Here is a 24,670-nt window from a genome sequence, read left to right on the forward strand (position 1 = left end):
ACTCGAAAAACGAGGCGGAAACAAGCGAGGCGGAACCTTGCGGTTCCGCCTTTGCGCCTGAACTTTCAGGAAGTGGTGCCGGTGATAGGACTCGAACCTACGACCCCATCATTACGAATGACGTGCTCTACCAGCTGAGCTACACCGGCACTCTGGCGGGCGATTACCATGCTCTTTCGGGGATGTGTAGCCCCAAAATGATCAAGCTGTCGCAGTTCGGCTTTGTGCCTCCTTCGATGCGCCTGCAGCGTCGCCCTCATCCTTCGGCGGATCGACGATTTCAGCGTCCTGAATGGCAGCGTCCTCCGACTGATCCTCCTCCTTCGACGCGGGCTCCGCAGCCGGTTTGCCGACGATCAAGGGCAGCATCTCCGCCCCATGCGGCAGCGGCGATTGCGCCTGTTGCGGCTCGCGCCAGCTGAGCGTGTCGAAACCGTTGCAGTTATCACAGATCGGTGTCCATTCGGATTGGATGTTCTGACACTTGTCGCAACACCATTGCGGACCGCGCGGCGCGGTCAGGGCGCGGGCCAACCAGCCGCGCACGACGACATCTTCCGCCCCTTCGCCACGCTCGACCGCGGCCATGATCGTCAGCGACCGCGCCGTCGGATGCGTCTCGACGAGATCGCCCAGCGCCCGGCGCGCCGCCGGGAAGTCCTCGGCCGCGATGTTCAGTTCGGCTTTCAGAAGCCGCGTTTCCTCATGGTCGGGACGACTCGAAAGCAACTTCGAGAATCGCTTCAACCGTGCATCGGGCGACTCGTCCGGGGCGATCTCGGCGAAGGCGGTGGCAAGATCGGGATGCGGCTGAACTTCCCACGCCTTGCGCAGGATCCGCTCCGCCGCGCCCTTCTTACCCTTGTCGATATAGGCGCGCGCCGCCATCACCACGGCCGGCACCAGATCGGGCGACGCCTTGGCGGCCGAAATCGCGGCCTCACGCGCCTCGACGCTCGCTCCTTCTTCCCAAACACCCTTCGCCTCTTGCAGCGCGAGCACCGCGTCGCGGCGTTTATGCACATCACGCGGCAATTCGCCCTGACGCATCTTCGCCTGAAGGATCTCGCGCGCACCTTTCCAGTCGCCCGTTTCGGTCTGCAGGCTCAGAAGCGTATCCTGAACCTCGCGATGGCGCGGTTTGATCGCATAGGCTTTCTGCGCGAGCTTCAGCGCGGTTTCGGTGTCACCCGCTTCGAGCTTCTGCCGCAGCAGCCCCCTAATCCCGACGAACCGCGTGCGATCATCCGCCAGAAGCCGCTTGTAGACTTCGGTCGCTTTCTTCGAGTCGCCCGAGGCTTCGGCAGCCTGCGCGGTGAGAAGGTTGGTCAGCTCCGGGCGTTGCAGATAGCGTTCGGCCTTCGCCGCTTTCGACATCGCGAGCTTGCCCTCGCCGGACGCCGCCGCGAGCAACCCTTCGGACAGCGCCTGATAGCCTTTGCGTTCGCGATGGCGGTCGAAGTAGCGGGTAATCGCGGTTTCGTCGCCCGCCAGGAAGCGCAAGAACGCCACCACCAGACCGACGATACGGATCACGATCCAGATCGCGATGAACAGGACAATCGCCGCGATCACCGCCTGAAGCGGGCCGAGGGTGAATTCCATGCCGAGCGTGGTGATCCGAAGACCGCCCGTCATCTCGGCGAGATGCGCGAGGCCCAGCGTCGCGGCGGCGACGACAATCAGAAACAGCGCGATTTTGATGAATGACCAGATCATGTCTGTCTCCTTATTGCGTCGCGCCAAGCTGGTTGGCCGCGTCGATCGCCGCCATCCGCGTTTTCGCCCGGTTCACCCAGTCGGACATCGCCTCCTGCGCCGGGTCGGGCAGCTTCGCGATCTCGTCGAGCGCATCGGAGAGCGCGCCGCGATCGACATCGGCCTGCGCCCGCGACAGCACCGCATCCGCCCCGTCGCCCTCTCTAGGCGCTACCGACCGGGCCCCGGTCTGCGCCAGAAGGAAGGCGCCAACTCGATCGCTGATCGAGCCACCCGTTTCGGTCCGGCGCGCCGCCTGAAGCGCGGCTCGCGCGGCATCCGGGAAACTCGATTGCAACGACTGAAGGCTCGGGATGTCGCCGTTGAGCGCCGCCGGAATGTCGGCACCCGCGTCGCGCAGATCGGCCAGCGGCGCGTCGAGCGACGTTCCCGCATCGAGCGCCGCTTTCACGCGCGCCGCCGCGGCCTGCATCATCGCCGCCTTGGCCGCCGCCTCGCTTTGCGATTTCAGACTCTGGGCCTGCGCTTCGGCCTCTTTGATCCGAGCCTCGGCGGCTTTCGCTGCCGCCTCGATTTCGGCCTGAGCCGCGCTGCCTCCATTGTCGCTTTGCAGGGACGCGATCTGCGATTTCAAGTCCTCGAGCGCCGATTTATTCGTCCGGATATCCGCGTTGACCTGATCGAGCGCGCTCTGCACACCGGACAGATCCGGCGCCGGCGGTTGCGACGATTTCAGGGTCGCGAGCTCTTCCGAGAGCTGGCTGATCTGTTTCGATTGATCGTCTTGCTGGCTTTGAATGGCGGCCCCATCGACCGGGGTCGGCGCGTTCGGAAGCCATCCCGAAAGCTGCGGCGGCAGGTTCGGGATCGCCCAGATCGCGACGCCGGCCCCAATCACGGCAGCAATCACGCCTCCGAGGAAAGCAGAGCCGAACCCGCCCCGCTTTTCGATCACAGGCTGAGACGACGCACCGGACGTTGCCGTATCGCTTTTCGGCGAGGTCTTGTCGGCGTTCGAGCTGCTCGTCGAGCTCGTCGCAGTCGCCGGCTTCGTGGTCTGCGACTTATTCTCCGAGCCGCTCGCTGTCTCGCTTTTCTTCGGCTCGATCTCCGCCTTGGCGCTGCTCGTAGCCGGAGTCGAAGTCGTCTCAGCCTTCGCAGGTGTAGAGCTGGACTTCGACGCGGCATCCGATTTTGCGGGGGTGTCGGATTTGGTCGCTGGCGCTGAGGTCGGAGTGGAGGTCGACTTGGCGGCCTCATTCGCGGTCTTGGATGTATCCGTTTTGGACGAAGACGTAGAGGTGGAGGTCGGCTTCGCCGACGCGCTCGATTTCGCAGCGGTGTCCGTTTTACTGGCGGCAGCCGTGCTCGGCTTATCTTTCGCCTCGGGCGACGCCGCCGCCTTGGTGTCCTTCGACGAGGTTTGAGAAGTGGCGGCGTCGGTTTTGGCCTCGGACTCGGCGGTCGATTTCGCGTCTTCCGGCTTGCTCGTCTCGGAAGATTTTCCGGTTGTCCGTTTCGCCATCGTCTAAGCCCTCCGCTGCCGCACCAAATTGCGCGTTCATATCAACTTAGAAGTCCGCCCGCGCCTGCTCAACCCGCCTTTTGCCTTTGCAGCAAGACGGCAAGCGCATCGAGCATCCCTTGCGCGTCAGGATGCCGAGCGACTTCCAGATGGCACAAGCTAGCGCTTTTTAGGCGAGACGCCACTGCCTCGCTCATGGCTGCGACAAAGAGCGGCGGGTGCGGCGCCTGCGGCAGCGCATCAAGGAAGCGGTCCGCCGCATTCGGCGAGAAAATCGGTGCCAAAACAGGGCGCGATGCGCGCAGAACCGCCTTCGCCTCGGCGCTCAACGGACGCGGAAGCTGGCGGTAGAGGATCGTCGATTCAGTCTCTATTCCGGCGGAATTCAGCCGTTCCTCAAGGTCGTAGGCAATCTGCTCCCCTCTCAGGAAGAGCAGTTTTCCGCCGAGTTGCTGCCGGGCGATCAATTCGCTCAGAGCCTCGGCATCGCCCGGCCCGGCGATCGCGTCGAACCCGGCCTCGCGCGCCGCTCGTGCCGTGCGCAGCCCCACGCAATAGGCTTGACGGCCCCTTCCCTGCGCCATCCGATGAAACGCGGCCACCGCATGTTGCGATGTGAAGATCGCTGTCTGGAACTCGGGGATCGGCGTGTCCAGCAACTCGATCTCGGTCAGTGGCGAGATTACAGCCGGCCAATCGGTGCCAAACCTGTCGCGAAAGGCCCGAACGAATCCCTCTGCCGCAACAGCGGGTCGCGTAACGAGGAGAATCGGTCTCTCAGACTGGCTGTCCATGCACCGCCCCGGGATTGTGCGAACGCTTCCCCGGTGTTACCTGCGTTGGATAACCCACGCAACAGGCACCCGGATGACCGACACGCTGACCTTTCTCGGGCTTGAATCGAGCTGCGACGATACGGCGGCGGCGATCGTGCGCCTCACGAATGGTAAGCCGGAAATCCTCTCGAGCGTCGTCGCCGGGCAGACCGATCTGCATGCCGCCTTCGGTGGCGTGGTCCCCGAAATCGCCGCGCGCGCCCATGCGGAGAAGCTCGATCTCTGCGTCGAAGAGGCGCTGGAGCAAGCCGGGCTTGGGCTCGGCGCATTGGATGGCATCGCCGTGACGGCGGGTCCGGGGCTGATCGGCGGGGTGATGTCGGGGGTAATGTGCGCCAAGGGGCTCGCAGTTGGGGCAGGTCTGCCGTTGGTTGGCGTCAACCATTTGGCGGGCCATGCGCTAACCCCGCGCCTGACCGACGGGTTGGAGTTTCCCTATCTGATGCTGCTCGTCTCCGGCGGGCACTGCCAGTTCCTGATCGCGAAGGGGCCGGAAGATTTTTCGCGGCTCGGCGGCACGATCGACGACGCGCCAGGCGAGGCCTTCGACAAGGCAGCGAAACTGATGGCACTGCCCCAACCCGGCGGCCCCTCCGTCGAGGCCGAGGCGCGCAAGGGCGATCCCAAGGCTTTCGCCTTCCCGCGGCCCCTTCTGGATCGGCCCGGCTGCGATATGTCCTTTTCCGGGCTGAAGACGGCACTGCTGCGCGCCCGCGATCAGGTGGTCGCGGAGCATGACGGGCTGCCGCGCCAGATCCGCGCCGATCTTTGCGCCGGTTTTCAGCAGGCAATCGCGGATGTTCTCGTCGAGAAATCGCGTCGTGCCTTGGCAGAATATCTAAAGCTTTCGCCCGCCAATCCCGGTTTCGCGGTCGCAGGCGGCGTCGCGGCCAATCAGGCCATTCGGGCCGGATTAGAGACTGCTTCACAAGAAATGGGCGCCGAATTCGTGGCCCCTCCTTTAAAGCTTTGCACCGATAACGCGGCGATGATCGCGTGGGCCGGGATCGAGCGGTTCCGCAGCGGCGCGCAGGACGGGATGGATCTGGTCGCCCGCCCGCGCTGGCCGCTGGACCGCAGCGCCGCGCCGCTTCTCGGATCGGGAAAGAAGGGGGCAAAGGCATGACGATTTCGGTCTTGGGCGCGGGCGCTTTCGGCACCGCGATGGCGGTGAGCCTCTCTCAAAACGGACCGGTGACCCTCTGGGCGCGCGATGCCGAGCAGGTTCGGACCATGCAGGCAAGCCGGGAGAACTCGCGCCGCCTTCCGGGTGTGAAGCTGCCCGAAGACATCACTGTTTCGGCAGACATCGAGGACGCACTCGCCGCCAAGACGCTGCTTCTCGCGATGCCAATGCAGAAGATGGCCGGGTTTCTCGATGCCCATTCCGAGACGCTCGCGGGCAAAACCCTGGTCTCCTGCTCCAAAGGAATCGACCTCTCCACTGGCCAAGGGCCGACGGCCCTGATCCGCGCCAAGGTGCCCGGCGCCCGCGCCGCCGTGCTGACGGGGCCGAGTTTCGCAGCCGATATCGCGCGCGGTCTGCCGACCGCCCTGACGCTTGCCTGCGCCGATCATTCCGAGGAATTGCAGGCCGAGCTGTCGACGCCGACGCTGCGGCTTTACCGCACGACCGATACGACCGGGGCGGAACTCGGCGGTGCGTTGAAAAACGTCTACGCGATCGCCGCGGGCACCGTGATCGGCGCGGGGCTCGGGGACTCCGCGCGCGCCGCGCTGATGACCCGCGGCTTCGCCGAAATGTTGCGGATCGCGACGGAACTGGGTGCGCGGGCCGAGACGCTGTCGGGTCTGTCGGGCTTCGGCGATCTGGTGTTGACCTGCACCTCGACGCAATCGCGCAATTTCCGGTTGGGCTGCTCGATCGGGTCCGGCGAAGGCTTCGATCCATCGATCACCGTCGAAGGCGTCGCGACCGCCGGGGCCCTGAACAAGCTGGCGCATCGGCGCGGGCTGGAAATTCCCGTCGCCGCGATGGTTCTTGCGCTTACCGAACGAACAATCAGCGTGGACGAGGCGATGCAGGCCCTGCTCGCCCGCCCCTTGAAGGAGGAATGAGATGTATTTTGCCGTGATCTGCCGCGACAAACCCGGCGCCCTGCAAACCCGGTTGGACAATCGCGAGGCGCATCTCGCCTATATCGAAGAGACCGGCGCGGTCTTCATGGCGGGCCCGTTTATCGAGAATGAACAGATGGTGGGTTCACTCGTGATCCTCGAAGTCGACAGCCTCAAAGCCGCGCAGGATTGGGCGGCGAACGATCCCTATGCCAAGGCGGGCCTGTTCGAGGATGTGCAGGTCAAGGCGTGGAAAAAGGTGATCGGCTGATGCGGTACTGGCTGTTCAAATCGGAACCAAACAAGTTTTCCTGGGACGATCTGGTCGCCAAGGGCGATGCGGGCGAGGAATGGGACGGCATCCGCAACTATCTCGCGCGCAACAACATGCGCGAGATGAAGATCGGCGATCGCGGCCTGTTCTATCATTCGAATATCGGCAAGGAGGTCGTCGGCATCTGCGAAGTCGTCGCCGAGAGCCATCCGGATTCGACGACCGACGATCCGCGCTGGGATTGCGTGGATCTCAAGGCGGTGCGGCCGTTCACCAAGCCTGTCACGCTGGCCGATGTGAAAGGCGAGCCGCGCCTGTCGGAGATGTCGCTCGTCACCTCGATGCGGTTGTCGGTTCAGCCCGTCACGGAAGAAGAATGGGAGATCGTCTGCGACATGGGCGAGACCGATCCGAACTGAGCCGGAAAAACTGGAGGGTTCCGGCAACTCGGCCAGAACCCTCCGTCACCCCGCGCGCACCCCTGCGCACCACGTGAAACAAAATCTCGGGTCTGGCCGTCCTAGCCTCTCTGATCTCCGTATATCCAAAGAAATGCTCGTGCAAATGGCATCTGCGGACAATACTCTTAAAATTCATAGCGTTAATGCAGAATTCACGCGGAAATCGGGCAGTTGCCAAGGGACGCCGCCGCGCTAATCTAAGGCCATGCAACCGGTCATTCTCGTCGCACATGGATCCCCGTCAGAGCCTGAAACTCAGGAAAAGGCCCTGCTGTCCTTGGCCGAAAAGGTTGCAGCAGAAAGCTCCGGGCGCTCGATAGATGCGGCGACGCTCGCGACTCCGGGGTCTTTGGAAGCCGCCTTGGCGCGGCACGAAAACCCTTTGATTTATCCCTATTTCATGGCCCAGGGCTGGTTCACAAAGACCGAACTTCCGCGACGGCTGGCGGCTGCGGGATCTGATGCGCGCCAGCTCGATCCGTTCGGCGTCGATCCGGCGCTGCCCGGTCTGCTGACCAAGGTCATTTTCGATGCGCGTGAATCAGAAAATGTCCCGACCGACTCGCCGGTGATTCTCGTGGCGCACGGGTCGAAAATCTCGCGGAAATCGCGCAATTCGGTTTACGACATAGCGGAAACTCTGGTCCGGAATCCGCTCATGCCGGAGATTCATGTGGCCCTGATCGAGGAGCCGCCCTACCTTGAAGACGTGGCCCGCGCACACCCGGATGGCGTGTGTTTGCCGTTCTTCGCGCTGCGGGCAGGACATGTGACAGGCGATATTCCGCAGGCGTTGCAGGCGGCTAGCTACCGGGGGAGCCTTTTGCCCGAAATCGGGGCGCATCGTGAGGTTCCCGTCCTGATTGCACAGGCGATTTCGCGAGGCTGATCACGATCCTTCACGGACTCGTAGATTGTCACATAGCTGTTACATAATGTTTGCATAAGCGTCACCGAAGACGCCTAGGACCGCGCTGAGGCCACACGACGGCCCAAATTTCAGAACACTGGGAGTGATCTATGAAATCGTTCAACCTCGCCGCTTCCGCGATCGCGATCGTCGCCGTTTCGGGCACCGCCGCCATCGCGCGTGACAACATCCAGGTCGCCGGTTCCTCGACCGTGCTGCCCTACGCCTCCATCGTCGCCGAAGCTTTCGGTGAAAACTTCGATTACCCGACCCCGGTCGTGGAATCGGGCGGCTCCTCGGCTGGCCTGAAGCGCTTCTGCGAAGGCGTTGGCGAAAACACGATCGACGTCGCGAACGCTTCGCGCAAGATCAAGGACAAGGAAGTCGCGACCTGCGCCGACAACGGCGTCACCGACATCATGGAAGTTCGCATCGGCTATGACGGCATCGTCTTCGCGTCGCAAAAAGACGGCCCGGCCTTCAACGCGTTCACGCCCTCGGACATCTTCAACGCGCTCGGCGCGAAGGTCCTGAAGGACGGCAAGATCGTCGACAACAGCTACGCCAAGTGGAACGAGTTCAACTCGGACCTGCCGGATGCCGACATCGTCGCTTTCATCCCGGGCACCAAGCACGGCACCCGTGAAGTCTTCGAAGAGAAAGTTCTGGAAGCTGGCTGCGAAGCCACCGGCGCCAAAGAAGCCTTCATGGCTTCGGGCATGGACGACAAGGCTGCCAGCAAAGCCTGCATGGAAGTCCGCACCGACGGCAAGGCTGTCGATATCGACGGCGACTACACCGAGACCCTCGCCCGCATCGGTTCGAACCCGAACGGCATCGGCGTCTTCGGTCTGGCGTTCTACGAGAACAACACCGACAAGCTGAAAGTTGCGACCATGTCGGGCGTCGAGCCTTCGACCGAGACCATCGCGTCGGGCGACTACCCGGTGTCGCGTCCGCTCTACTTCTACGTCAAGAAAGCGCATATCGGCGTGATCCCCGGCCTGAAGGAATACGCTGAGTTCTTCGTCTCCGACGACATGGCTGGCCCCGACGGCCCGCTCGCTCAATACGGCCTCGTCGCCGACCCGGAACTGGCGAAGACCCAGGAAGCCGTGGCGAACGAAGTGACCATGGGTTCGGGCTCGTAATCGAGACCGCTATCTTCAGGGGGCGGCATATTTCGCCGCCCCCTTTTTCCTTTTTGGTAATTTCCAACTGGTGGGGCTGAAATGCCTGTTTTGTGGATCGTTGTGATCGTGGTCGTGCTGGCGGGAGTCGGCTTCGTGATGGGTCGAATGCGCGCGCTGCATTCGGCGGGCGAAGACCGACGTTCCCTGCACAGTTTGCCGAATTATTACGGCTTCAACGTCGCGATGTTCACCGCGGTCCCGGCGCTTCTTCTCCTTGTGGTCTGGATGGTGGCACAGCCGCTGATCGTGAATGCTCGCGTCTCCGCCGGGATTCCGGAAACGTTGCTGGAAGGCTCGAACATGAGCCTCGTGATGTCGGATGTCCGGCGCGTCGCCGACGGGCTCGATATCGCGATTTCGGAAGGCGCGCTGAGCGCACGACAAGCCGCGAATCTCGATCTTCAGACCACGGACCTGCGCGACGTTCTCGGCTCGGTCGGTGTCGCGCTCGGCTCCAATGTCGATCCGGCGACGCTGAAGGCGGCACAGACCTACCGCGATATGACCTCGACCGGTGATCTGGCGATGACGATCTTCGTCCTTCTCGCCGCAGCCGCGGGTTTCGCCGTCACCTATATACGCACGAACAAGGATTTTCGTGCCCGCAACACGGTGGAACACGGGGTACGCGTTCTTCTGATCGCCGCCGCCTCGATCGCGATCCTGACCACGATCGGTATCGTCCTCTCGCTTGTCTTCAATACGATCGAGTTCTTCCGCCTCTATCCCATCACCGATTTCTTCTTCGGCACCACCTGGTCGCCGAGCTTCGGCGGCGGGTCGGAGCTGGGTATCCTGCCGCTTCTCTGGGGCACGCTCTACATCTCGCTCGTGGCGCTTCTCGTGGCGGTTCCGATCGGGTTGTTCGCGGCCGTCTACCTGTCGGAATACGCGACGAAATCGGTGCGTAGCGTCGTGAAACCGCTGCTCGAAGTGCTCGCCGGGATCCCCACCATCGTGTACGGCCTTTTCGCCCTGCTGACCGTCGGACCCTTCTTGCTGTCGATCTTCGGCCCCTCGGGTCCGACCGCTGCGATGGCAGATGGCGGCTGGATGCATGCGGGCACGGCGGTGATGACCGCGGGTCTGGTGATGGGCATCATGCTGATCCCCTTCGTCTCCTCGCTGTCCGACGACATCATCAACGCGGTGCCGCAATCGCTGCGCGACGGCTCCTACGGCCTCGGCGCGACGAAATCCGAGACGATCAAGCAGGTTATCCTGCCCGCCGCCCTGCCCGGCATCGTCGGCGCGGTGCTCCTCGCGACCTCGCGCGCCATTGGCGAGACGATGATCGTCGTGCTGGGTGCAGGCGCCGCCGCGCGCCTCAGCATGAACCCGTTCGACGCGATGACCACCGTCACCGCCAAGATCGTCTCGCAGCTCACCGGCGATGCCGATTTCGCTTCCCCCGAGGCGCTGGTCGCCTTCGCGCTCGGCATGACGCTGTTCGTCCTGACGCTGGGGCTCAATATCTTCGCGCTCTACATCGTGCGCAAATACCGGGAGCAATACGAATGAGTGATGCGACCCAACACGGCGCAAGCCAGCCCGCGACACGTTCGCTGCATCATGTCGATGCCCGCACGAAGCGCCGCAACGCCTCCGAGAAGCGTTTCAAAGCGCTCGGCATCGGTGCGATCGGGATCGGCCTCGCCTTCCTCGTGATCCTGCTGGTGACGATCGTCTCCAACGGTGCGACCGCATTCCAGCAGACCTTCATTCAGGTGCCGGTCTACCTAGACGCCGCGAAGCTCGACAAGAAGGGCAACCGCGACCCGGCGGACCTTAATAAGGCGACGACCTTCACCTACAAACCGCTGATCGAGAAAGGGCTTCTCGACGCGGTGGAGAAATCCGGCGCGACAACCGATCTCGCCAAGGCGAAGGACATGAAGAACCTGATCTCGGCCTCTGCCGCGAGCCAGGTGCGCGATACGGTCCTCGCAGACCCATCGCTGATCGGCCAGACGGTGAATTTCGAGATACTCGCATCCTCGCGGGTCGACAGCTACCTCAAGGGGCGGGTGCATCGCGACGAGATCGCCAAGGACAAGAACATCACCGTGGCGCAGCTCGACCTCGTCGATCAGCTTCGTGACGCGGGCATCATCCACAAGAGCTTCAATTGGGATTTCATCTTCGGCGCCGACGCTTCGGACAGCCGCGCCGAGCAGGCCGGAATCGGGATCTCGATGCTGGGCTCGTTCTACATGATGCTCGTGGTGCTCGTTCTGGCCCTGCCGATCGGTGTCGCCGCCTCGATCTATCTCGAAGAATTCGCACCGAAGAACCGCTTCACTGACCTGATCGAGGTGAACATCTCGAACCTCGCCGCAGTGCCGTCGATCGTCTTCGGTATCCTCGGCCTCGCGGTGTTCATCCAGTTCGCGCATCTGCCGCAATCGGCCCCGCTGGTCGGTGGCCTCGTGCTGACGCTGATGACCCTGCCGACGATCATCATCTCAACCCGCGCCGCGCTGAAAGCCGTGCCACCGTCGATCCGCGACGCGGCGCTCGGCATCGGCGCGTCTAAGATGCAATCGGTATTCCACCACGTTCTGCCGCTGGCGATGCCCGGCATCCTGACCGGCACGATCATCGGTCTGGCGCAGGCCTTGGGGGAGACCGCGCCGCTTCTGCTGATCGGGATGGTCGGCTATATCGCAACGAACTCGCCGGACGGGTTCTGGGACGGCTTCGTCTCTCCCAACTCCGCCATGCCTGCGCAGATCTACGAATGGGCCAAGCGCGCCGACCCGGCATTTTACGAACGCGCCTGGGGAGGTATCATCATTCTACTGATCTTCCTTTTGGGCATGAACATCATCGCCATCATCCTTCGCCGCAAGTTCGAGCGCCGTTGGTAAGGGAGTGCGAGACATGGAAGACATGAGCCTGACGGAGAGAGCCGTGACCACTGACGACATCAAGATCACCGCACGCAACGTGCAGGTCTACTACGGCGACACCCACGCGATCAAAGACGTCAATGTCGACATCCTCGACAAGACTGTCACCGCCTTCATCGGCCCCTCTGGCTGCGGGAAATCGACCTTCCTGCGATGCCTGAATCGGATGAACGACACGATCGACGTCGCCCGCGTCGAGGGAGAAATCCTGCTCGATGGCGAGGACATCTACGACAAGCGCGTCGATCCGGTGCAGCTGCGCGCCAAGGTCGGCATGGTGTTCCAGAAACCGAACCCCTTCCCGAAATCGATCTACGACAACGTGGCCTACGGCCCGAAAATCCACGGCCTGACCAAAAACAAGGCCGAGCTGGATCAGGTGGTCGAGGATTCGCTGCGCAAGGCCGCGCTGTGGAACGAAGTGAAGGATCGCCTCCACGCTCCCGGGACCGGGCTTTCCGGCGGCCAGCAACAGCGCCTGTGCATCGCGCGCGCCGTCGCGACCTCGCCGGAAGTGCTGCTGATGGACGAGCCCTGCTCGGCGCTCGACCCGATCGCGACCGCGCAGGTCGAGGAACTGATCGACGAACTTCGGGCGAATTTCTCGGTGGTGATCGTGACGCACTCGATGCAGCAGGCCGCGCGCGTCAGCCAGAGAACCGCGTTCTTCCACCTCGGGAATCTCGTCGAATACGACGATACGGACAAGATATTCACCAACCCGTCCGACAGCCGGACGGAAAGCTACATTACCGGCCGGATCGGCTGAGGAGGCAAATAATCATGAGCGAGCATATCCTTTCCGCCTTCGACCGCGACCTTGAAGCCGTGCAGGCCCTGGTCGTGAAGATGGGCGGCCTCGTCGAGGAACAGATCCTCGAAAGCGCCCGCGCCCTCGAAGTGCGCGACCTCGAACTGGCCGAGCAAATCCGCGCCCGCGACCGTGCGGTCGACGAACTGGAAGAGAAGATCAACGAAGAAGCCGCGCGCCTGATCGCCCTGCGCGCACCCGCCGCGCGCGACCTGCGCATGGCGCTCTCGGTCATCAAGATCTCGGCGAGCCTCGAGCGCGTCGGCGATTACGCGAAAAACATTGCCAAGCGCACGCAGGTTCTGTCCGACGGCCCGCAGATTACCGGCACCGCCACCGCGATCCGCCGCATGGCCGGCACCACGGAAGCGATGCTGAAGGACGCGCTCGACGCCTATATCCAGCGAGACGCGAAACTGGCCGCCGATGTGCGCGAGCGCGACCTCGAAGTCGACCAGATGTACAACGCGCTGTTCCGCGAATTCCTGACCTACATGATGGAAGACCCGCGCAACATCACGCCCTGCATGCACCTGCATTTCATCGCGAAGAATATCGAGCGGATGGGCGACCACGCGACGACGATCGCCGAACAGGTGATCTATCTCGTGACCGGCGAAATGCCGGAGGATGCGCGTCCGAAAAGTTCCAGCGTGGCCTGACCGGAGACCCTGAAAAATGTCGCCAGCCCAACAGCCCTGCGTCCTCGTGGTCGAAGACGAAAACGCCCAGCGCGAAGTTCTCAGCTACAACCTCGAAGCCGAAGGGTTTCGCGTCGTGATGGCGGAGAACGGCGACGAGGGCCTGCTGTTCGTGAAGGAAGAAAAGCCCGATCTGATCGTGCTCGACTGGATGCTGCCCAACGTTTCCGGCATCGAGATCTGCCGCCGCGTGAAGGCCAATTCCGACACGCGCAACATCCCGATCATCATGCTCTCGGCGCGCTCGGAAGAGGTGGACCGGGTGCGGGGTCTGGAAACCGGCGCAGACGACTACGTCGTGAAACCCTATTCGGTAGTCGAGCTCATGGCGCGCGTGCGCACGCAACTGCGCCGCACCCGCCCCGCGACGATGGGTGAACGGCTGAGCTTCGAGGACATCATCCTCGACGCCGAGGAACACCGCGTCTTCCGTAACGGCCAGCCGCTGAAACTCGGGCCGACAGAGTTCCGGCTGCTGTCCACGATGATGGAAAAACCGGGCCGCGTCTGGACCCGCGACCAGTTGCTCGACCGGGTCTGGGGACGCGACATCTATGTCGACACCCGGACCATCGACGTCCATGTCGGGCGGCTCCGCAAGGCACTGATGGCGAATGGTGGAGATGATCCGGTGCGCACGGTGCGCGGCACGGGTTACGCGCTAGGATAAAGCGACAAAGGCGCGCGGATCACCGCGCGCCTTCTTCAAATCATTCCTTCAGGCAGAGCTTGCACGCGGTGAGCGCCGCCATGTTCAGGATATCGTTCACCGTCGCGCTCGTGGAACAGAGCTGCACGGCATGGCTCGTCCCGGTCAGGATAGGTCCGATCACGGTCGCGCCCGCCATTTCCTGCATCAGCTTAACCGAGATCGACGCCGAATGCCGCGCGGGCACGACGAGGATATTGGCTGGGCCGGTTAGACGGCAGAACGGATAGTTCTTCATCTGCTCCATATTGAGCGCCACATCGACGGTCATCTCGCCATCGTATTCGAAATCCACGCCGCGCTGGTCGAGGATTTTCGGTGCGACATGCATCTTCGTGGCGCGCTCCGAAACCGGGTAGCCGAAGGTCGAAAAGGAGCAGAACGCCACGCGGGGTTCGAGCCCGAGCCCGCGCGCCACATGCGCCCCCGCCGTCGCGATATCCGCCAGATCGTGCTCGTCGGGCCATTCATGCACCAGTGTATCGCCGATCAGCACGACGCGGCCTTTGTTCAGCACGGCGGTGATCCCGACCGCGCCATCCGAAGGCCGCGCGTCGATCACCTTGTTGATCAGTTCCAGCACATGCGCCGATTTGCGCGTCGCCCCGGTCACCATCCCGTCGCCATGGCCATGGACCAGCATCAGCGCCGCGAAGACATGCCGGTCACGCGTCGCCATTTTATGCGCGTCCTGCCGGTCGATGCCCTGCCGCTGCAGGCGTTTGTAGAGGAAATCCTTGTAGGTCTCAGTATGCTTGGAATTGGCCGCATTCACCACGCGCAACTCGCGATAGGCATCGCCCAGACCTGCCGCTTCCAGCTTTTCCTTCACGTCCTGCTCGCGGCCCACGACCAGCGCCTCGCCCATGCCGGAGCGCTGATAGGCCACGGCAGCGCGCAGCACCCGCTCGTCATCGCCCTCGGCGAAGATCATCTTCGCCTGCGCCTGACGCGCGCGGCTGTGGATGCCCTGCAGGATCGAGGCGGTCGGGTCCATCCGCGCCTTCAGGCTTTGGGCATAGCCTTCCATGTCGATGATCGGACGGCGCGCCACGCCGGTATCCATCCCGGCTTTCGCGACCGCCGGCGGGATCACGTGGATCAGCCGCGGATCGAAGGGCGTCGGAATGATGTAATCGCGCCCGAAGCTCAGCTTGCGCCCATAGGCCATCGCGACCTCGTCGGGCACGTCTTCGCGCGCCAGCTCCGCCAGGGCGTTGGCGCAGGCGATCTTCATCTCGTCATTGATCGCACGGGCGTGAATGTCGAGTGCGCCACGGAACAGGTACGGAAAGCCGAGGACGTTGTTCACCTGGTTCGGATAGTCCGACCGCCCCGTCGCCACAATCGCATCGGGACGCACCGATTGCGCCTCTTCCGGGGTAATTTCCGGGTCCGGGTTCGCCATCGCGAAGATAACCGGGTTGTCGGCCATCGACTGAACCATCTCGGGCGTCACAGCCCCCTTGGCCGACACCCCGAGAAACACGTCGGCATCCTTCATCGCCTCTTCCAGCGTGCGGGCATCGGTCACCGCCGCATGGGCCGATTTCCACTGGTTCATGCCCTCGGTGCGGCCCTGATAGATCACGCCCTTGGTGTCGCACATGATGCAGTTGTCGTGCTTCGCGCCCATCGCCTTCACGAGTTCCAGACAGGCGATGCCCGCAGCCCCCGCGCCGTTCAGCACGATCTTGCAGTCCTCGATCTTCTTGCCCGACAGCTCCAGCGCGTTAATCAGACCCGCCGCACAGATCACCGCCGTGCCGTGCTGATCGTCGTGAAACACCGGGATGTCCATCAACTCCTTGAGCCGCTGCTCGATGATGAAACATTCCGGTGCCTTGATATCCTCGAGGTTGATCCCACCGAAGGTCGGCCCCATCAGCTTCACTGCGTTGATGATCTCTTCGGCATCCTCGGTATCGAGCTCGATATCGATCGCGTTCACATCGGCGAAGCGCTTGAAGAGAACCGCCTTGCCCTCCATCACCGGTTTCGAGGCGAGCGCGCCGAGATTGCCCAACCCAAGAATGGCCGAGCCGTTCGAGATCACCGCGACCATGTTCCCCTTCACGGTGTAGTCGTAGGCGAGCTCGGGGTTCTCCGCGATCGCCTCCACCGGCACGGCAACGCCGGGGCTGTAGGCCAGCGACAGATCGCGCTGCGACGTCATGGGCTTCGACGCCGTGATGTCGTATTTCCCCGGATGCGGGTCGAGGTGATAGGCCAACGCCTCTTCGGGCGTGATACGGTTCTTGCTGGGCATTGGGCCGGTGCTCCTCCTGCAGGTCCGAACCGGTTTAACGTCCCGTGATCCGTCACTCAACGGAATTGCGCCCGAATCCGGGGTTTTGTAGGGTCGCGCGACCAGCAAATGGGGGGCACATGGCCAAGCCGACCGTCACACCGATGATGGAACAGTATCTGGGGATCAAGGAGGCCAATCCGGGCGCACTCCTGTTCTATCGGATGGGTGATTTCTACGAGATGTTCTTTCAGGACGCGGTCGATGCCGCGGCCGCGCTCGACATCGCACTGACTAAGCGTGGTCAGCACATGGGCGAGGATATCGCGATGTGCGGCGTCCCCGTGCACGCGGCCGAGGGCTATTTGCTGACGCTGATCCGAAAAGGCTTCCGCGTGGCGATCGCCGAGCAGATGGAAGACCCTGCCGAAGCGAAGAAGCGCGGGTCGAAATCCGTCGTGAAACGCGATGTGGTGCGGCTGGTCACGCCCGGCACGCTCACTGAGGAAAGCTTGCTGGAGGCGCGCCGCCACAACTTCCTCGCTGCCTGGGCCGAGGTGCGCGACGAAGCCGCGATTGCGTGGGTCGATATCTCTACCGGCGAATTCCGCGTGACGCCATGCCCGCTGTCGCGGCTGGGCCCCGAGCTTGCCCGGCTTGCGCCGCGTGAAGTGCTGGTCAGTGAAGCGAAAGAGGCCGATTGCGCCGAAATAGTCTCTGATATGCGAGCCGCAATGACGCCCTTGTCGCGGGCGAGCTTCGACAGTCAGGCGGCCGAGACGCGGCTTCTGTCGCTCTATTCCATCGGCTCGCTCGATGCGTTCGGCAGTTTCACCCGCGCCGAGATGGCCGCGATGGGGGCGATCGTCGATTACCTCGAGATCACGCAGAAAGGGAAACTGCCCCTGCTGCGCCGTCCCGTTCATGAAGACAGCGGCGCAGCGATGCAGATCGACGCCGCGACGCGCCGCAATCTGGAATTGACGCAGGCACTTTCGGGCGGGCGCGACGGCTCGCTCCTGAATGCCATCGACCGCACCGTTACGGCAGGCGGCGCGCGGCTTCTGGAACGCCGGATCTCCGCCCCGTCTCGGAGTCTGACCGAAATCCACGCGCGGCACGATTCCGTGCGTTTTTTGCTGGAACAGGGTCGATTTTCCGAAGATATCCGCGCCGATCTGAAGCGCTGCCCCGATATGGATCGAGCGCTTTCGCGCCTCGCCCTCGACCGCGGCGGCCCGCGCGACATGGCCGCGATCCGCAACGGGTTGGCGCAGGCCGAGCGGATCGCCGAAGCGGTGTCCGCCGTCGAGGCCCCGCCACTGCTCGCCGAGGCCGCCAAAGCACTGATGGGCCATGACGACCTCACCGCCCTTCTGGATGCGGCGCTCATCGCGGAGCCCCCGCTTCTTGCGCGCGACGGCGGCTTCATCGCGGCAGGCTACGACGAAGATCTCGATCAGACGCGCCAGCTGCGTGACGAGGGCCGTGGCGTGATCGCGAAAATGCAGGCGGAATATATCGAGGCCACGGGGATCAATTCGCTCAAGATCAAGCACAACAACGTGCTGGGCTACTTCATCGAAACCACCGCCACCCACGCCGAGAAGATGCTTGCCCCGCCGCTGTCGGAGCGCTTCATCCACCGTCAGACCACTGCGAACCAAGTGCGCTTCACGACGGTCGAACTGAGCGAGATCGAGACCCGCATTCTGAACGCCGGACACCATGCGCTGGAGATCGAAAAAAGGCTCTATTCCAGCCTAAGACAGGCAATTCTCGACCGCGCGGGTCCGATCAACGAGGCCTCGCGCGCACTTGCCGAAATCGACCTCGCCAGCGCTTTCGCGACGCTCGCGCGCAACGAAGACTGGGCAGAACCCACAGTCGATGACAGCCACGCTTTCGAGATTGAAGGCGGGCGGCATCCGGTCGTCGAAGCCTCGCTCAAGAAATCCGGCGAGCCGTTCATCGCGAATGACTGCGAACTGACCGAAGGCGCGACCCCCGCGATCTGGCTGCTCACCGGTCCGAACATGGCCGGTAAATCGACCTTCCTGCGCCAGAACGCCCTGATCGCGCTTCTCGCACAGGCAGGCAGCTTCGTTCCGGCGAAATCCGCCCATATCGGTCTTGTGTCACAACTCTTCAGCCGCGTCGGTGCGGCGGACGATCTGGCGCGGGGCCGGTCGACCTTCATGGTCGAGATGGTGGAAACCGCCGCGATCCTCAATCAGGCCGATGACCGCGCTCTGGTGATCCTCGACGAAATCGGCCGCGGAACGGCAACCTATGACGGGCTCTCGATCGCCTGGGCGGTCATGGAGCATCTGCACGCGTCCAACCGCTGTCGAGCCCTCTTCGCGACCCATTACCACGAGATGACCGCGCTGTCGGCCAAGCTAGACGGCGTCGAAAATGCGACTGTCGCGGTGAAGGAATGGGAAGGCGAAGTGATCTTCCTGCACGAGGTTCGCAAAGGCGCCGCCGACCGCTCCTATGGCGTTCAGGTCGCACGGCTCGCCGGGCTTCCGCATTCCGTCGTGGAACGCGCGCGGATCGTGCTCGATGCGCTGGAGAAGGGCGAACGCGAAGGCGGTGGCAAGAAACAGGCGGTGATCGACGATCTGCCGCTATTTTCAGTGTCTAACACACCGCAACCCGCCGCCCCGCCAACCGGTCCGTCTCCGCTGGAGGAACGCCTGAAATCGCTCATTCCGGACGACATGACACCGAAAGACGCGCTCGACGCCCTCTACGAGCTTCGCGCGCTTCTCACGGAGTAGTCTTCCTCTTCTTGATGGAAATATCCCGGGGGTCTGGGGGCAGTGCCCCCAGCCTTACCGATCAGGATTTAGGAGTGGAGCTGACGCCCACTTTCGCCGGCCGCAGAAGCCGGTCGTGGATCATGAAGCCGTTCTCCATGACCTGGATGATGTCGCCGGCCTTGGTGCCGGGCGCGGGCGCTTCGAACATCGCTTCATGCATCTGCGGGTCGAACTTCTCGCCGACTTCAGGCGCAACAGTGGTGATGCCGTGACGAGCGAACACGTTGAGCAATTCGCGCTGGGTCAGTTCGACCCCTTCGAGGAACGGTCCGGCCTGCGAACGCACGTCCTCATTCGCGGCCTCGAGCGCACGCGACAGCGCGTCGAACACCGGCAGCATGTCGCGCGCAAGACGCGTCCCGCCGTAATTCGAGGCTTCCTGACGCTCTTTGTCGGCCCGTTTGCGTGCGTTCTCGGCATCTGCCAGCGCACGCATGAAACGGTCGCGATAATCGTCGCGCTCCGCACGCAACGCCTCGAGCTCGTCGGCTTCATAAGACATCACGTCTTCAAAACTCTCGTCGATATGCGCCTGATCCTCGGCAATCTCGTCTTTTTTCTCGCTCATGCCATTCATCCTTTGCCCTGGCCGGAGATCATCCGCCCGACCAGTTGCGCTGTGTAGTCCACGATCGGCACGATGCGCCCGTAGTTGAGCCGGGTCGGCCCAATCACGCCCACCGCACCAATGATCTTTCGGTCAGCGTTCATATATGGAGAGACAACCAAAGAGGAACCCGAAAGAGAGAAAAGTTTGTTCTCTGAGCCAATAAAAATACGCACACCTTCGCCATCCTCGGCCAGATCGAGGAATTCGGCGATGTCGCGCTTCCGCTCGAGATCGTCGAATAGCGAGCGGATGCGGTCGAGATCGTCTTCAGAACCCAAGAGGTTGGCGCGACCACGCACGATCAGCCGTTCGTAGCGCTCGCCCTTGTTCTCCCAAGCGGCCAGACCGCTGTCGATCAGTTCAGTCGCGAGCGAATCGATTTCGTTACGGTGATTTGCAATCTGGCGGGCGATGTGGCCCCGCAGCTCGGACAGGGTTCTTCCCTCCGCCATCGCGTTGAGGAAATTGGCGGCCTCCCGCATCGACGAAGGCGTCTGTCCGAGCGGCGGCGTAAAGACGCGGTTCTCTACCTGCCCGTCCGCGAAGACGAGCACCACCAGTGCACGGTCGGGCGCCAACGAAACGAATTCGATATGGCGGATCGGGGCCTCGTGTTTGGGCGTGAGAACGAGGCTCGCGCCCTGCGTCATTCCCGAAAGCGCGCTCGACACACGGTCCAACAAAGACCCTACATCGCCTGAATTCGCGCCCATCGTTGCATCGAGCGCCGCGCGGTCCTCGTCCCCGAGGTGGCTCACTTCCATCACCCCGTCGACGAACAACCGCAGACCCATCTGGGTCGGAACGCGCCCCGCAGAGACATGCGGGCTGTCCAGAAGCCCGAGATATTCGAGGTCCTGCATAACGTTGCGGATCGTCGCCGCCGAGACCTTCTCGTTCATCTCTCGGGTCAGGCTGCGCGAGCCCACGGGACCGCCAGTCGTCAGATAGCCTTCGACCACCCGGCGAAACACTTCGCGGGAGCGGTCGTTCAGTTCAGAAAGAATATCGTTCTGGTCACTCATCGCGCTTCATCCAAGCTGACTTAAAGCCGCGCGAAGCCGAAGGTCAATCTCGGCTCGGGGGTTGCATCGCTGCGCATGGGCGATCAAATGGGGTGAATTCAGTAGAAAGGACCCCACGATGCGCCCTTCCGGCAGAGAGTTAAGCGAACTTCGCCCGATTTCAATCGAGACCGGGGTTACGAAACACGCAGAAGGGTCATGCCTCATCAAAATGGGCGACACCCATGTGCTGTGCACCGCCACCATCGAGGATCGCGCCCCGTCCTTCCTGAAAGGCTCCGGCCTTGGCTGGGTAACCGCAGAATACGGCATGCTGCCGCGCGCGACCAACACGCGTAACCGTCGCGAGGCCGCGGCGGGCAAGCAAGGCGGAAGAACCGTTGAAATTCAACGACTTATCGGACGCGCTCTACGCGCTGGCGTAGATCGTTCGGCGCTTGGCGAGCGTCAGATCGTCGTCGATTGCGATGTGATCCAGGCCGATGGCGGCACGCGTTGCGCCTCGATCACCGGCGGTTGGGTCGCGCTGCGTCTCGCAGCGAACAAGTTGATGAAATCGGGCGCCTGCACCTCGGATCCGCTGCTCGACCATGTCGCAGCCTTGTCCTGCGGCATTTATGCGGGCCAGCCGGTGGCCGATCTCGACTATGCCGAGGATAGCGAAGCGGGCACCGACGGGAATTTCATCATGACCGGGCGCGGCAAGCTCATCGAAGTGCAGATGTCGGCCGAAGGCGCGACCTTCTCGCGCGAGCAGATGGATCGGCTTCTCGATCTGGCCGAGGAAGGCGCGGCGAAGCTCGTCGAAGCGCAGAAAGCGGCGATCGGATGAGGAGCTTCACCGAGAAGAAGCTGCTGGTCGCGACCCATAACGCTGGGAAGCTCGAGGAGATCAAAGCTATCCTCGCGCCTTTCGGCGTCGAGGTGGTCGGCGCGAAGGAAATGAACCTACCCGAGCCGGAAGAGACCGAGAGCACCTTCGTCGGCAATGCCCGGATCAAGGCGCACGCCGCTTCCAAGGCGACGGGCCTGCCCGCCTTGGCTGACGATTCCGGGATTGAAGTGGACTGTCTCGACGGGGCGCCGGGCGTTTATACCGCCGATTGGGCGACGACCCCGAACGGTCGCGATTTCACCATGGCGATGGAGAAGACGTGGAAGGCTTGCGACGATATCGAGGCCCCCTCGCCACGGACTGCGCGGTTCCGCTCGACCCTGGTTCTCGCCTGGCCCGACGGGCATGACGAAGTGTTCGAAGGCCGCGCCGAGGGTCAACTGGTCTGGCCGATGCGCGGCGCGCTTGGCCATGGCTACGACCCGATGTTCCAGCCCGAGGGCTACGATCTCACCTTCGCGGAGATGGACCCCGCGCAGAAGAACGAGATTTCGCACCGTGCGGACGCTTTCCGCAAATTCGTTACGGTATTCGAGGCGAAATGACCGAGGATTGGCGGCACGGGGGGTTCGGCCTCTACCTTCACTGGCCGTTCTGTGCCGCCAAATGTCCTTATTGCGACTTCAATTCGCACGTCGCGACCTCCATCGACCAAAAACGATGGCTGTCTGCTTATCTCAGCGAACTCGACCGCTATGCCGCTCAGACCGAAGGCCGGGTTTTGAACACGGTTTTCTTCGGCGGCGGCACTCCATCGTTAATGGATCCCGAGATCGTCGCCGCGATCATCGAACGCATTCGCAGAAACTGGCAAACCAGCAACGATTTCGAGATTACCCTCGAAGCAAACCCCACAAGTGTCGAATCCGGACGGTTTAGAGCCTTTTCCAAGGCTGGCGTGAACCGCGTCTCGATGGGGATGCAGGCGCTGAATGACGAAGATCTGCGTCGTTTGGGCCGGATGCACTCGGTCGCAGAAGGCCAGAAAGCCTTCGACATTGCGCGCAAGCAATTCGACCGTGTGAGCTTCGATCTGATCTACGCGCGCCAGCACCAGTCGATCGAAGATTGGAAGTCAGAGCTGGACGAGGCGCTGCGAATGGCAGTCGACCACCTCTCCCTCTATCAGCTGACCATTGAACCCGGCACCGTGTTCGGTGCGCGGCACGATGCAGGCAAGCTCCGCGGCATTCCCGAGGACGATATCTCCGCCGAAATGTATTTCGCGACGCAGGAAATCTGCGAGAAGCACGGCCTGCCCGCCTATGAAATCTCGAACCACGCGCGCCCCGGCGCCGAGAGCCGCCACAACCTGATTTACTGGCGCTATGGGGACTATATCGGCATCGGTCCCGGCGCGCATGGGCGCCTGACCGAAAATGGTGTCCGTCACGCCACCGATACGCTCAAACAACCCGGCGCCTGGCTTGCGCAGGTGGAAAAAACCGGTGCCGGAGAGAATGAACGCGCCGCCCTGCCCCGCGAAGAGCAGGCAATCGAGTATCTTCTATTCGCGCTACGCCTCTCCGAAGGGCTCGAGATGGAACGGTTCAACACGATCTCGCGTTCACCGCTCGACGAGGCGACTATGCGCCATCTTGAGGATATCGGCATGATCGAGAGAGAGAACGGATTTCTGCGCGCGACGGATCAAGGCCGCCCGGTCCTGAACGCCATCATTCGCGACCTCATCCCCTGATGCGCATCGTCTGGCTCACGCTTGGCATCGTCTCGACCGCCATCGGTATCATCGGGCTGTTCCTGCCGCTTGTCCCTACCGTTCCCCTGATGCTTCTAGCGACGTTCTGCTTCGCGCGGTCCTCCGATCGCCTGCACAACTGGATCATCACCCATCCGCGTTTCGGGCCACAGGTCATCGACTGGCAGGAACGGCGTGCTATCGCGAAACGCGCAAAAATCGCGGCAACAGTGTCTGTTTTCGCGGCTTTTGGCCTGTCGTTAGCCTTCCGGTTGCCAGTCGGCATCTTGGCGATTCAGGGGATTACGCTGCTCGGCGTTCTGATTTTCATCTGGACTCGCCCGAATAGCTGATCAGCCGTTGCTGAGCATCTGGCAAAGACGGTCGAGCTCCTCCAGATCACCGTAGGAAATCGTGATCTTACCGCTTCCATTGCTCGTGTGATCGATCGCGACCTTCATCCCGATCGTCGCGGAAAGATCGCCCTCGAGCGCGCGCGTATCGGCATCCTTCTGGGGCTTCGGACGCGCCTTGCGCTCTTCCCCGCCCTGCTGCTTCTTGGCGAGCTTTTCGACATCGCGCACCGACAGCGTCTTTGCCACGGCTTGCCGGGCCAGGCCGACCGGATCCTCAGCGGTAATCATCGCCCGCGCATGACCAGCGGAGAGTTTCCCCTCGCGCAGGTAGCCCTGCACTTCTTCGGGAAGTTGCAGCAGACGCATCAGGTTGGCGATATGACTACGGCTTTTCGACAGCGCCTCGGCCAGCTTTTCTTGTGTGTGGCCGAAGCGGCTCATCAATTGCTTGTAGGCCAGTGCTTCTTCCAACGCGTTGAGGTCGGCGCGCTGAATGTTTTCGATAATCGCGACTTCAAGAACTTCCGTGTCGTTGAACTCGCGAATGATGACCGGAAGCTGGTGAAGCTTGGCCATCTGCGACGCGCGCCACCGGCGTTCACCGGCCACGATCTCATAATGATCCGGCTTCGTCGGGTGTTTGCGCACGATAAGCGGCTGAATCACGCCTTTTTCGCGGATCGACGCCGCCAGTTCTTCCAGGGCGGCGGGCTCGAAATCGCGACGCGGCTGGTCCGGGTTCGGCTCGATCTTCTCGACCGGCACATATTGCTCCGGCCGGCGCGGCGATGCCGTCGTCTCAGCCGGATTCAAATCGACATCCGCCATCAAAGCCGACAAACCGCGCCCCAATCCACGCTTTTCGCGTTCTTTCGCCAT

24 protein-coding genes and 1 tRNA gene are annotated in these 24,670 nt (G+C 62.7%); 17 read left to right on the forward strand and 8 right to left on the reverse strand.

All coding sequences use genetic code 11. The features are described 5' to 3' along the window. Positions 1 to 73: 73 nt before the first annotated feature. From B6V76_RS11840 to B6V76_RS11850, 3 genes are all read right to left on the reverse strand, one after another. A tRNA-Thr gene (locus tag B6V76_RS11840) sits at positions 74 to 149 on the reverse strand. Positions 150 to 201: 52 nt separating this feature from the next. Continuing rightward, a complete protein-coding gene (locus tag B6V76_RS11845; protein ID WP_075776705.1) occupies positions 202 to 1,719 on the reverse strand; it encodes a heme biosynthesis HemY N-terminal domain-containing protein in 1,518 nt (505 codons plus the stop codon). Positions 1,720 to 1,729: 10 nt separating this feature from the next. Continuing rightward, positions 1,730 to 2,629, reverse strand: a complete 900-nt coding sequence (locus tag B6V76_RS11850) for a hypothetical protein (protein ID WP_141104915.1) — start codon at positions 2,627 to 2,629, stop codon at positions 1,730 to 1,732. A 94-nt stretch (positions 2,630 to 2,723) separates the two neighbouring features. Here B6V76_RS11850 and B6V76_RS11855 point away from each other — a divergent pair, with 94 nt between their 5' ends. Beyond that, positions 2,724 to 3,146 carry a hypothetical protein gene (locus B6V76_RS11855; RefSeq protein ID WP_088727529.1) on the forward strand — a complete coding sequence of 141 codons (423 nt, stop codon included), beginning with the start codon at positions 2,724 to 2,726 and terminating at the stop codon, positions 3,144 to 3,146. 166 nt (positions 3,147 to 3,312) lie between these two features. Here B6V76_RS11855 and B6V76_RS11860 read toward each other — a convergent pair whose 3' ends face one another. After that, entirely contained in the window at positions 3,313 to 4,038 is a 726-nt protein-coding gene (locus B6V76_RS11860; protein WP_088727530.1) for a uroporphyrinogen-III synthase, read from the reverse strand. Between the two features lie 73 nt (positions 4,039 to 4,111). On the opposite strand from B6V76_RS11860, the gene tsaD reads away from it, so the two are divergent. The 11 genes from tsaD to phoB all read left to right on the forward strand — a co-directional run bounded on the left by tsaD (position 4,112) and on the right by phoB (position 14,091). Continuing rightward, positions 4,112 to 5,206 (forward strand): tRNA (adenosine(37)-N6)-threonylcarbamoyltransferase complex transferase subunit TsaD, encoded by a 1,095-nt coding sequence (gene tsaD / locus B6V76_RS11865; RefSeq protein WP_088727531.1) that lies wholly within the window; start codon positions 4,112 to 4,114, stop codon positions 5,204 to 5,206. Further along, positions 5,203 to 6,159 (forward strand): NAD(P)H-dependent glycerol-3-phosphate dehydrogenase, encoded by a 957-nt coding sequence (locus tag B6V76_RS11870; RefSeq protein ID WP_075776710.1) that lies wholly within the window; start codon positions 5,203 to 5,205, stop codon positions 6,157 to 6,159. Before tsaD ends, B6V76_RS11870 begins: the two co-directional genes overlap by 4 nt. A 1-nt stretch (position 6,160) precedes the next feature. Further along, the gene (locus tag B6V76_RS11875; protein WP_088727532.1) at positions 6,161 to 6,430 is read left to right on the forward strand and encodes a YciI family protein; all 270 of its coding nucleotides are present in this window, start codon (positions 6,161 to 6,163) and stop codon (positions 6,428 to 6,430) included. Next, a complete protein-coding gene (locus tag B6V76_RS11880; protein ID WP_088727533.1) occupies positions 6,430 to 6,852 on the forward strand; it encodes an EVE domain-containing protein in 423 nt (140 codons plus the stop codon). Before B6V76_RS11875 ends, B6V76_RS11880 begins: the two co-directional genes overlap by 1 nt. A 319-nt stretch (positions 6,853 to 7,171) precedes the next feature. Continuing rightward, complete coding sequence (locus B6V76_RS11885) at positions 7,172 to 7,783, forward strand: CbiX/SirB N-terminal domain-containing protein (protein WP_166504591.1); 612 nt, start codon at positions 7,172 to 7,174, stop codon at positions 7,781 to 7,783. Positions 7,784 to 7,914: 131 nt separating this feature from the next. Next, positions 7,915 to 8,955: a substrate-binding domain-containing protein gene (locus B6V76_RS11890; RefSeq protein ID WP_088723508.1), complete on the forward strand. Its 1,041-nt coding sequence runs from the start codon at positions 7,915 to 7,917 to the stop codon at positions 8,953 to 8,955. An 81-nt stretch (positions 8,956 to 9,036) separates the two neighbouring features. Then, positions 9,037 to 10,518: a phosphate ABC transporter permease subunit PstC gene (gene pstC, locus B6V76_RS11895; protein ID WP_088727535.1), complete on the forward strand. Its 1,482-nt coding sequence runs from the start codon at positions 9,037 to 9,039 to the stop codon at positions 10,516 to 10,518. Further along, positions 10,515 to 11,867, forward strand: a complete 1,353-nt coding sequence (pstA, locus tag B6V76_RS11900) for a phosphate ABC transporter permease PstA (protein ID WP_088727536.1) — start codon at positions 10,515 to 10,517, stop codon at positions 11,865 to 11,867. The genes pstC and pstA overlap by 4 nt, the downstream gene beginning before the upstream one ends. A 13-nt stretch (positions 11,868 to 11,880) precedes the next feature. Beyond that, on the forward strand, positions 11,881 to 12,678 hold the full coding sequence (gene pstB / locus B6V76_RS11905) for a phosphate ABC transporter ATP-binding protein PstB (protein ID WP_075776717.1): 798 nt from the start codon (positions 11,881 to 11,883) through the stop codon (positions 12,676 to 12,678). Positions 12,679 to 12,692: 14 nt separating this feature from the next. Beyond that, positions 12,693 to 13,382, forward strand: coding sequence for a phosphate signaling complex protein PhoU (gene phoU, locus B6V76_RS11910; protein WP_199224649.1), 690 nt, complete (start codon positions 12,693 to 12,695; stop codon positions 13,380 to 13,382). Positions 13,383 to 13,398: 16 nt separating this feature from the next. Next, the gene (phoB, locus tag B6V76_RS11915; RefSeq protein ID WP_075776718.1) at positions 13,399 to 14,091 is read left to right on the forward strand and encodes a phosphate regulon transcriptional regulator PhoB; all 693 of its coding nucleotides are present in this window, start codon (positions 13,399 to 13,401) and stop codon (positions 14,089 to 14,091) included. 40 nt (positions 14,092 to 14,131) lie between these two features. Here the strand turns inward: phoB and B6V76_RS11920 are convergent, their stop codons facing one another. Further along, the gene (locus B6V76_RS11920; RefSeq protein ID WP_088719953.1) at positions 14,132 to 16,399 is read right to left on the reverse strand and encodes an NADP-dependent malic enzyme; all 2,268 of its coding nucleotides are present in this window, start codon (positions 16,397 to 16,399) and stop codon (positions 14,132 to 14,134) included. Between the two features lie 119 nt (positions 16,400 to 16,518). Between B6V76_RS11920 and mutS the strand changes: the two genes are divergently transcribed. Continuing rightward, positions 16,519 to 19,164 carry a DNA mismatch repair protein MutS gene (gene mutS / locus B6V76_RS11925; RefSeq protein WP_088727537.1) on the forward strand — a complete coding sequence of 882 codons (2,646 nt, stop codon included), beginning with the start codon at positions 16,519 to 16,521 and terminating at the stop codon, positions 19,162 to 19,164. Between the two features lie 61 nt (positions 19,165 to 19,225). Here mutS and B6V76_RS11930 read toward each other — a convergent pair whose 3' ends face one another. Both B6V76_RS11930 and hrcA read right to left on the reverse strand, forming a co-directional pair. Continuing rightward, a complete protein-coding gene (locus B6V76_RS11930) occupies positions 19,226 to 19,774 on the reverse strand; it encodes a nucleotide exchange factor GrpE (RefSeq protein WP_075776721.1) in 549 nt (182 codons plus the stop codon). Between the two features lie 5 nt (positions 19,775 to 19,779). Beyond that, the gene (gene hrcA / locus B6V76_RS11935) at positions 19,780 to 20,841 is read right to left on the reverse strand and encodes a heat-inducible transcriptional repressor HrcA (RefSeq protein ID WP_075776722.1); all 1,062 of its coding nucleotides are present in this window, start codon (positions 20,839 to 20,841) and stop codon (positions 19,780 to 19,782) included. Positions 20,842 to 20,959: 118 nt separating this feature from the next. On the opposite strand from hrcA, the gene rph reads away from it, so the two are divergent. The 4 genes from rph to B6V76_RS11955 are packed head-to-tail and all read left to right on the forward strand — an operon-like array spanning position 20,960 to position 23,788. Further along, complete coding sequence (gene rph, locus B6V76_RS11940; protein WP_075776723.1) at positions 20,960 to 21,673, forward strand: ribonuclease PH; 714 nt, start codon at positions 20,960 to 20,962, stop codon at positions 21,671 to 21,673. Then, positions 21,670 to 22,281: an RdgB/HAM1 family non-canonical purine NTP pyrophosphatase gene (rdgB, locus tag B6V76_RS11945; protein WP_075776724.1), complete on the forward strand. Its 612-nt coding sequence runs from the start codon at positions 21,670 to 21,672 to the stop codon at positions 22,279 to 22,281. The genes rph and rdgB overlap by 4 nt, the downstream gene beginning before the upstream one ends. Then, complete coding sequence (gene hemW / locus B6V76_RS11950) at positions 22,278 to 23,435, forward strand: radical SAM family heme chaperone HemW (protein ID WP_088727538.1); 1,158 nt, start codon at positions 22,278 to 22,280, stop codon at positions 23,433 to 23,435. Before rdgB ends, hemW begins: the two co-directional genes overlap by 4 nt. Beyond that, the gene (locus B6V76_RS11955; RefSeq protein ID WP_075776726.1) at positions 23,435 to 23,788 is read left to right on the forward strand and encodes a YbaN family protein; all 354 of its coding nucleotides are present in this window, start codon (positions 23,435 to 23,437) and stop codon (positions 23,786 to 23,788) included. The genes hemW and B6V76_RS11955 overlap by 1 nt, the downstream gene beginning before the upstream one ends. Here the strand turns inward: B6V76_RS11955 and B6V76_RS11960 are convergent, their stop codons facing one another. Continuing rightward, entirely contained in the window at positions 23,789 to 24,670 is an 882-nt protein-coding gene (locus B6V76_RS11960) for a ParB/RepB/Spo0J family partition protein (protein ID WP_075776727.1), read from the reverse strand. It abuts the gene before it with no gap.

The organism is Thioclava sp. IC9, from assembly GCF_002213225.1.
In the GTDB taxonomy this organism is placed as follows: Bacteria; Pseudomonadota; Alphaproteobacteria; order Rhodobacterales; family Rhodobacteraceae; genus Thioclava; species Thioclava nitratireducens.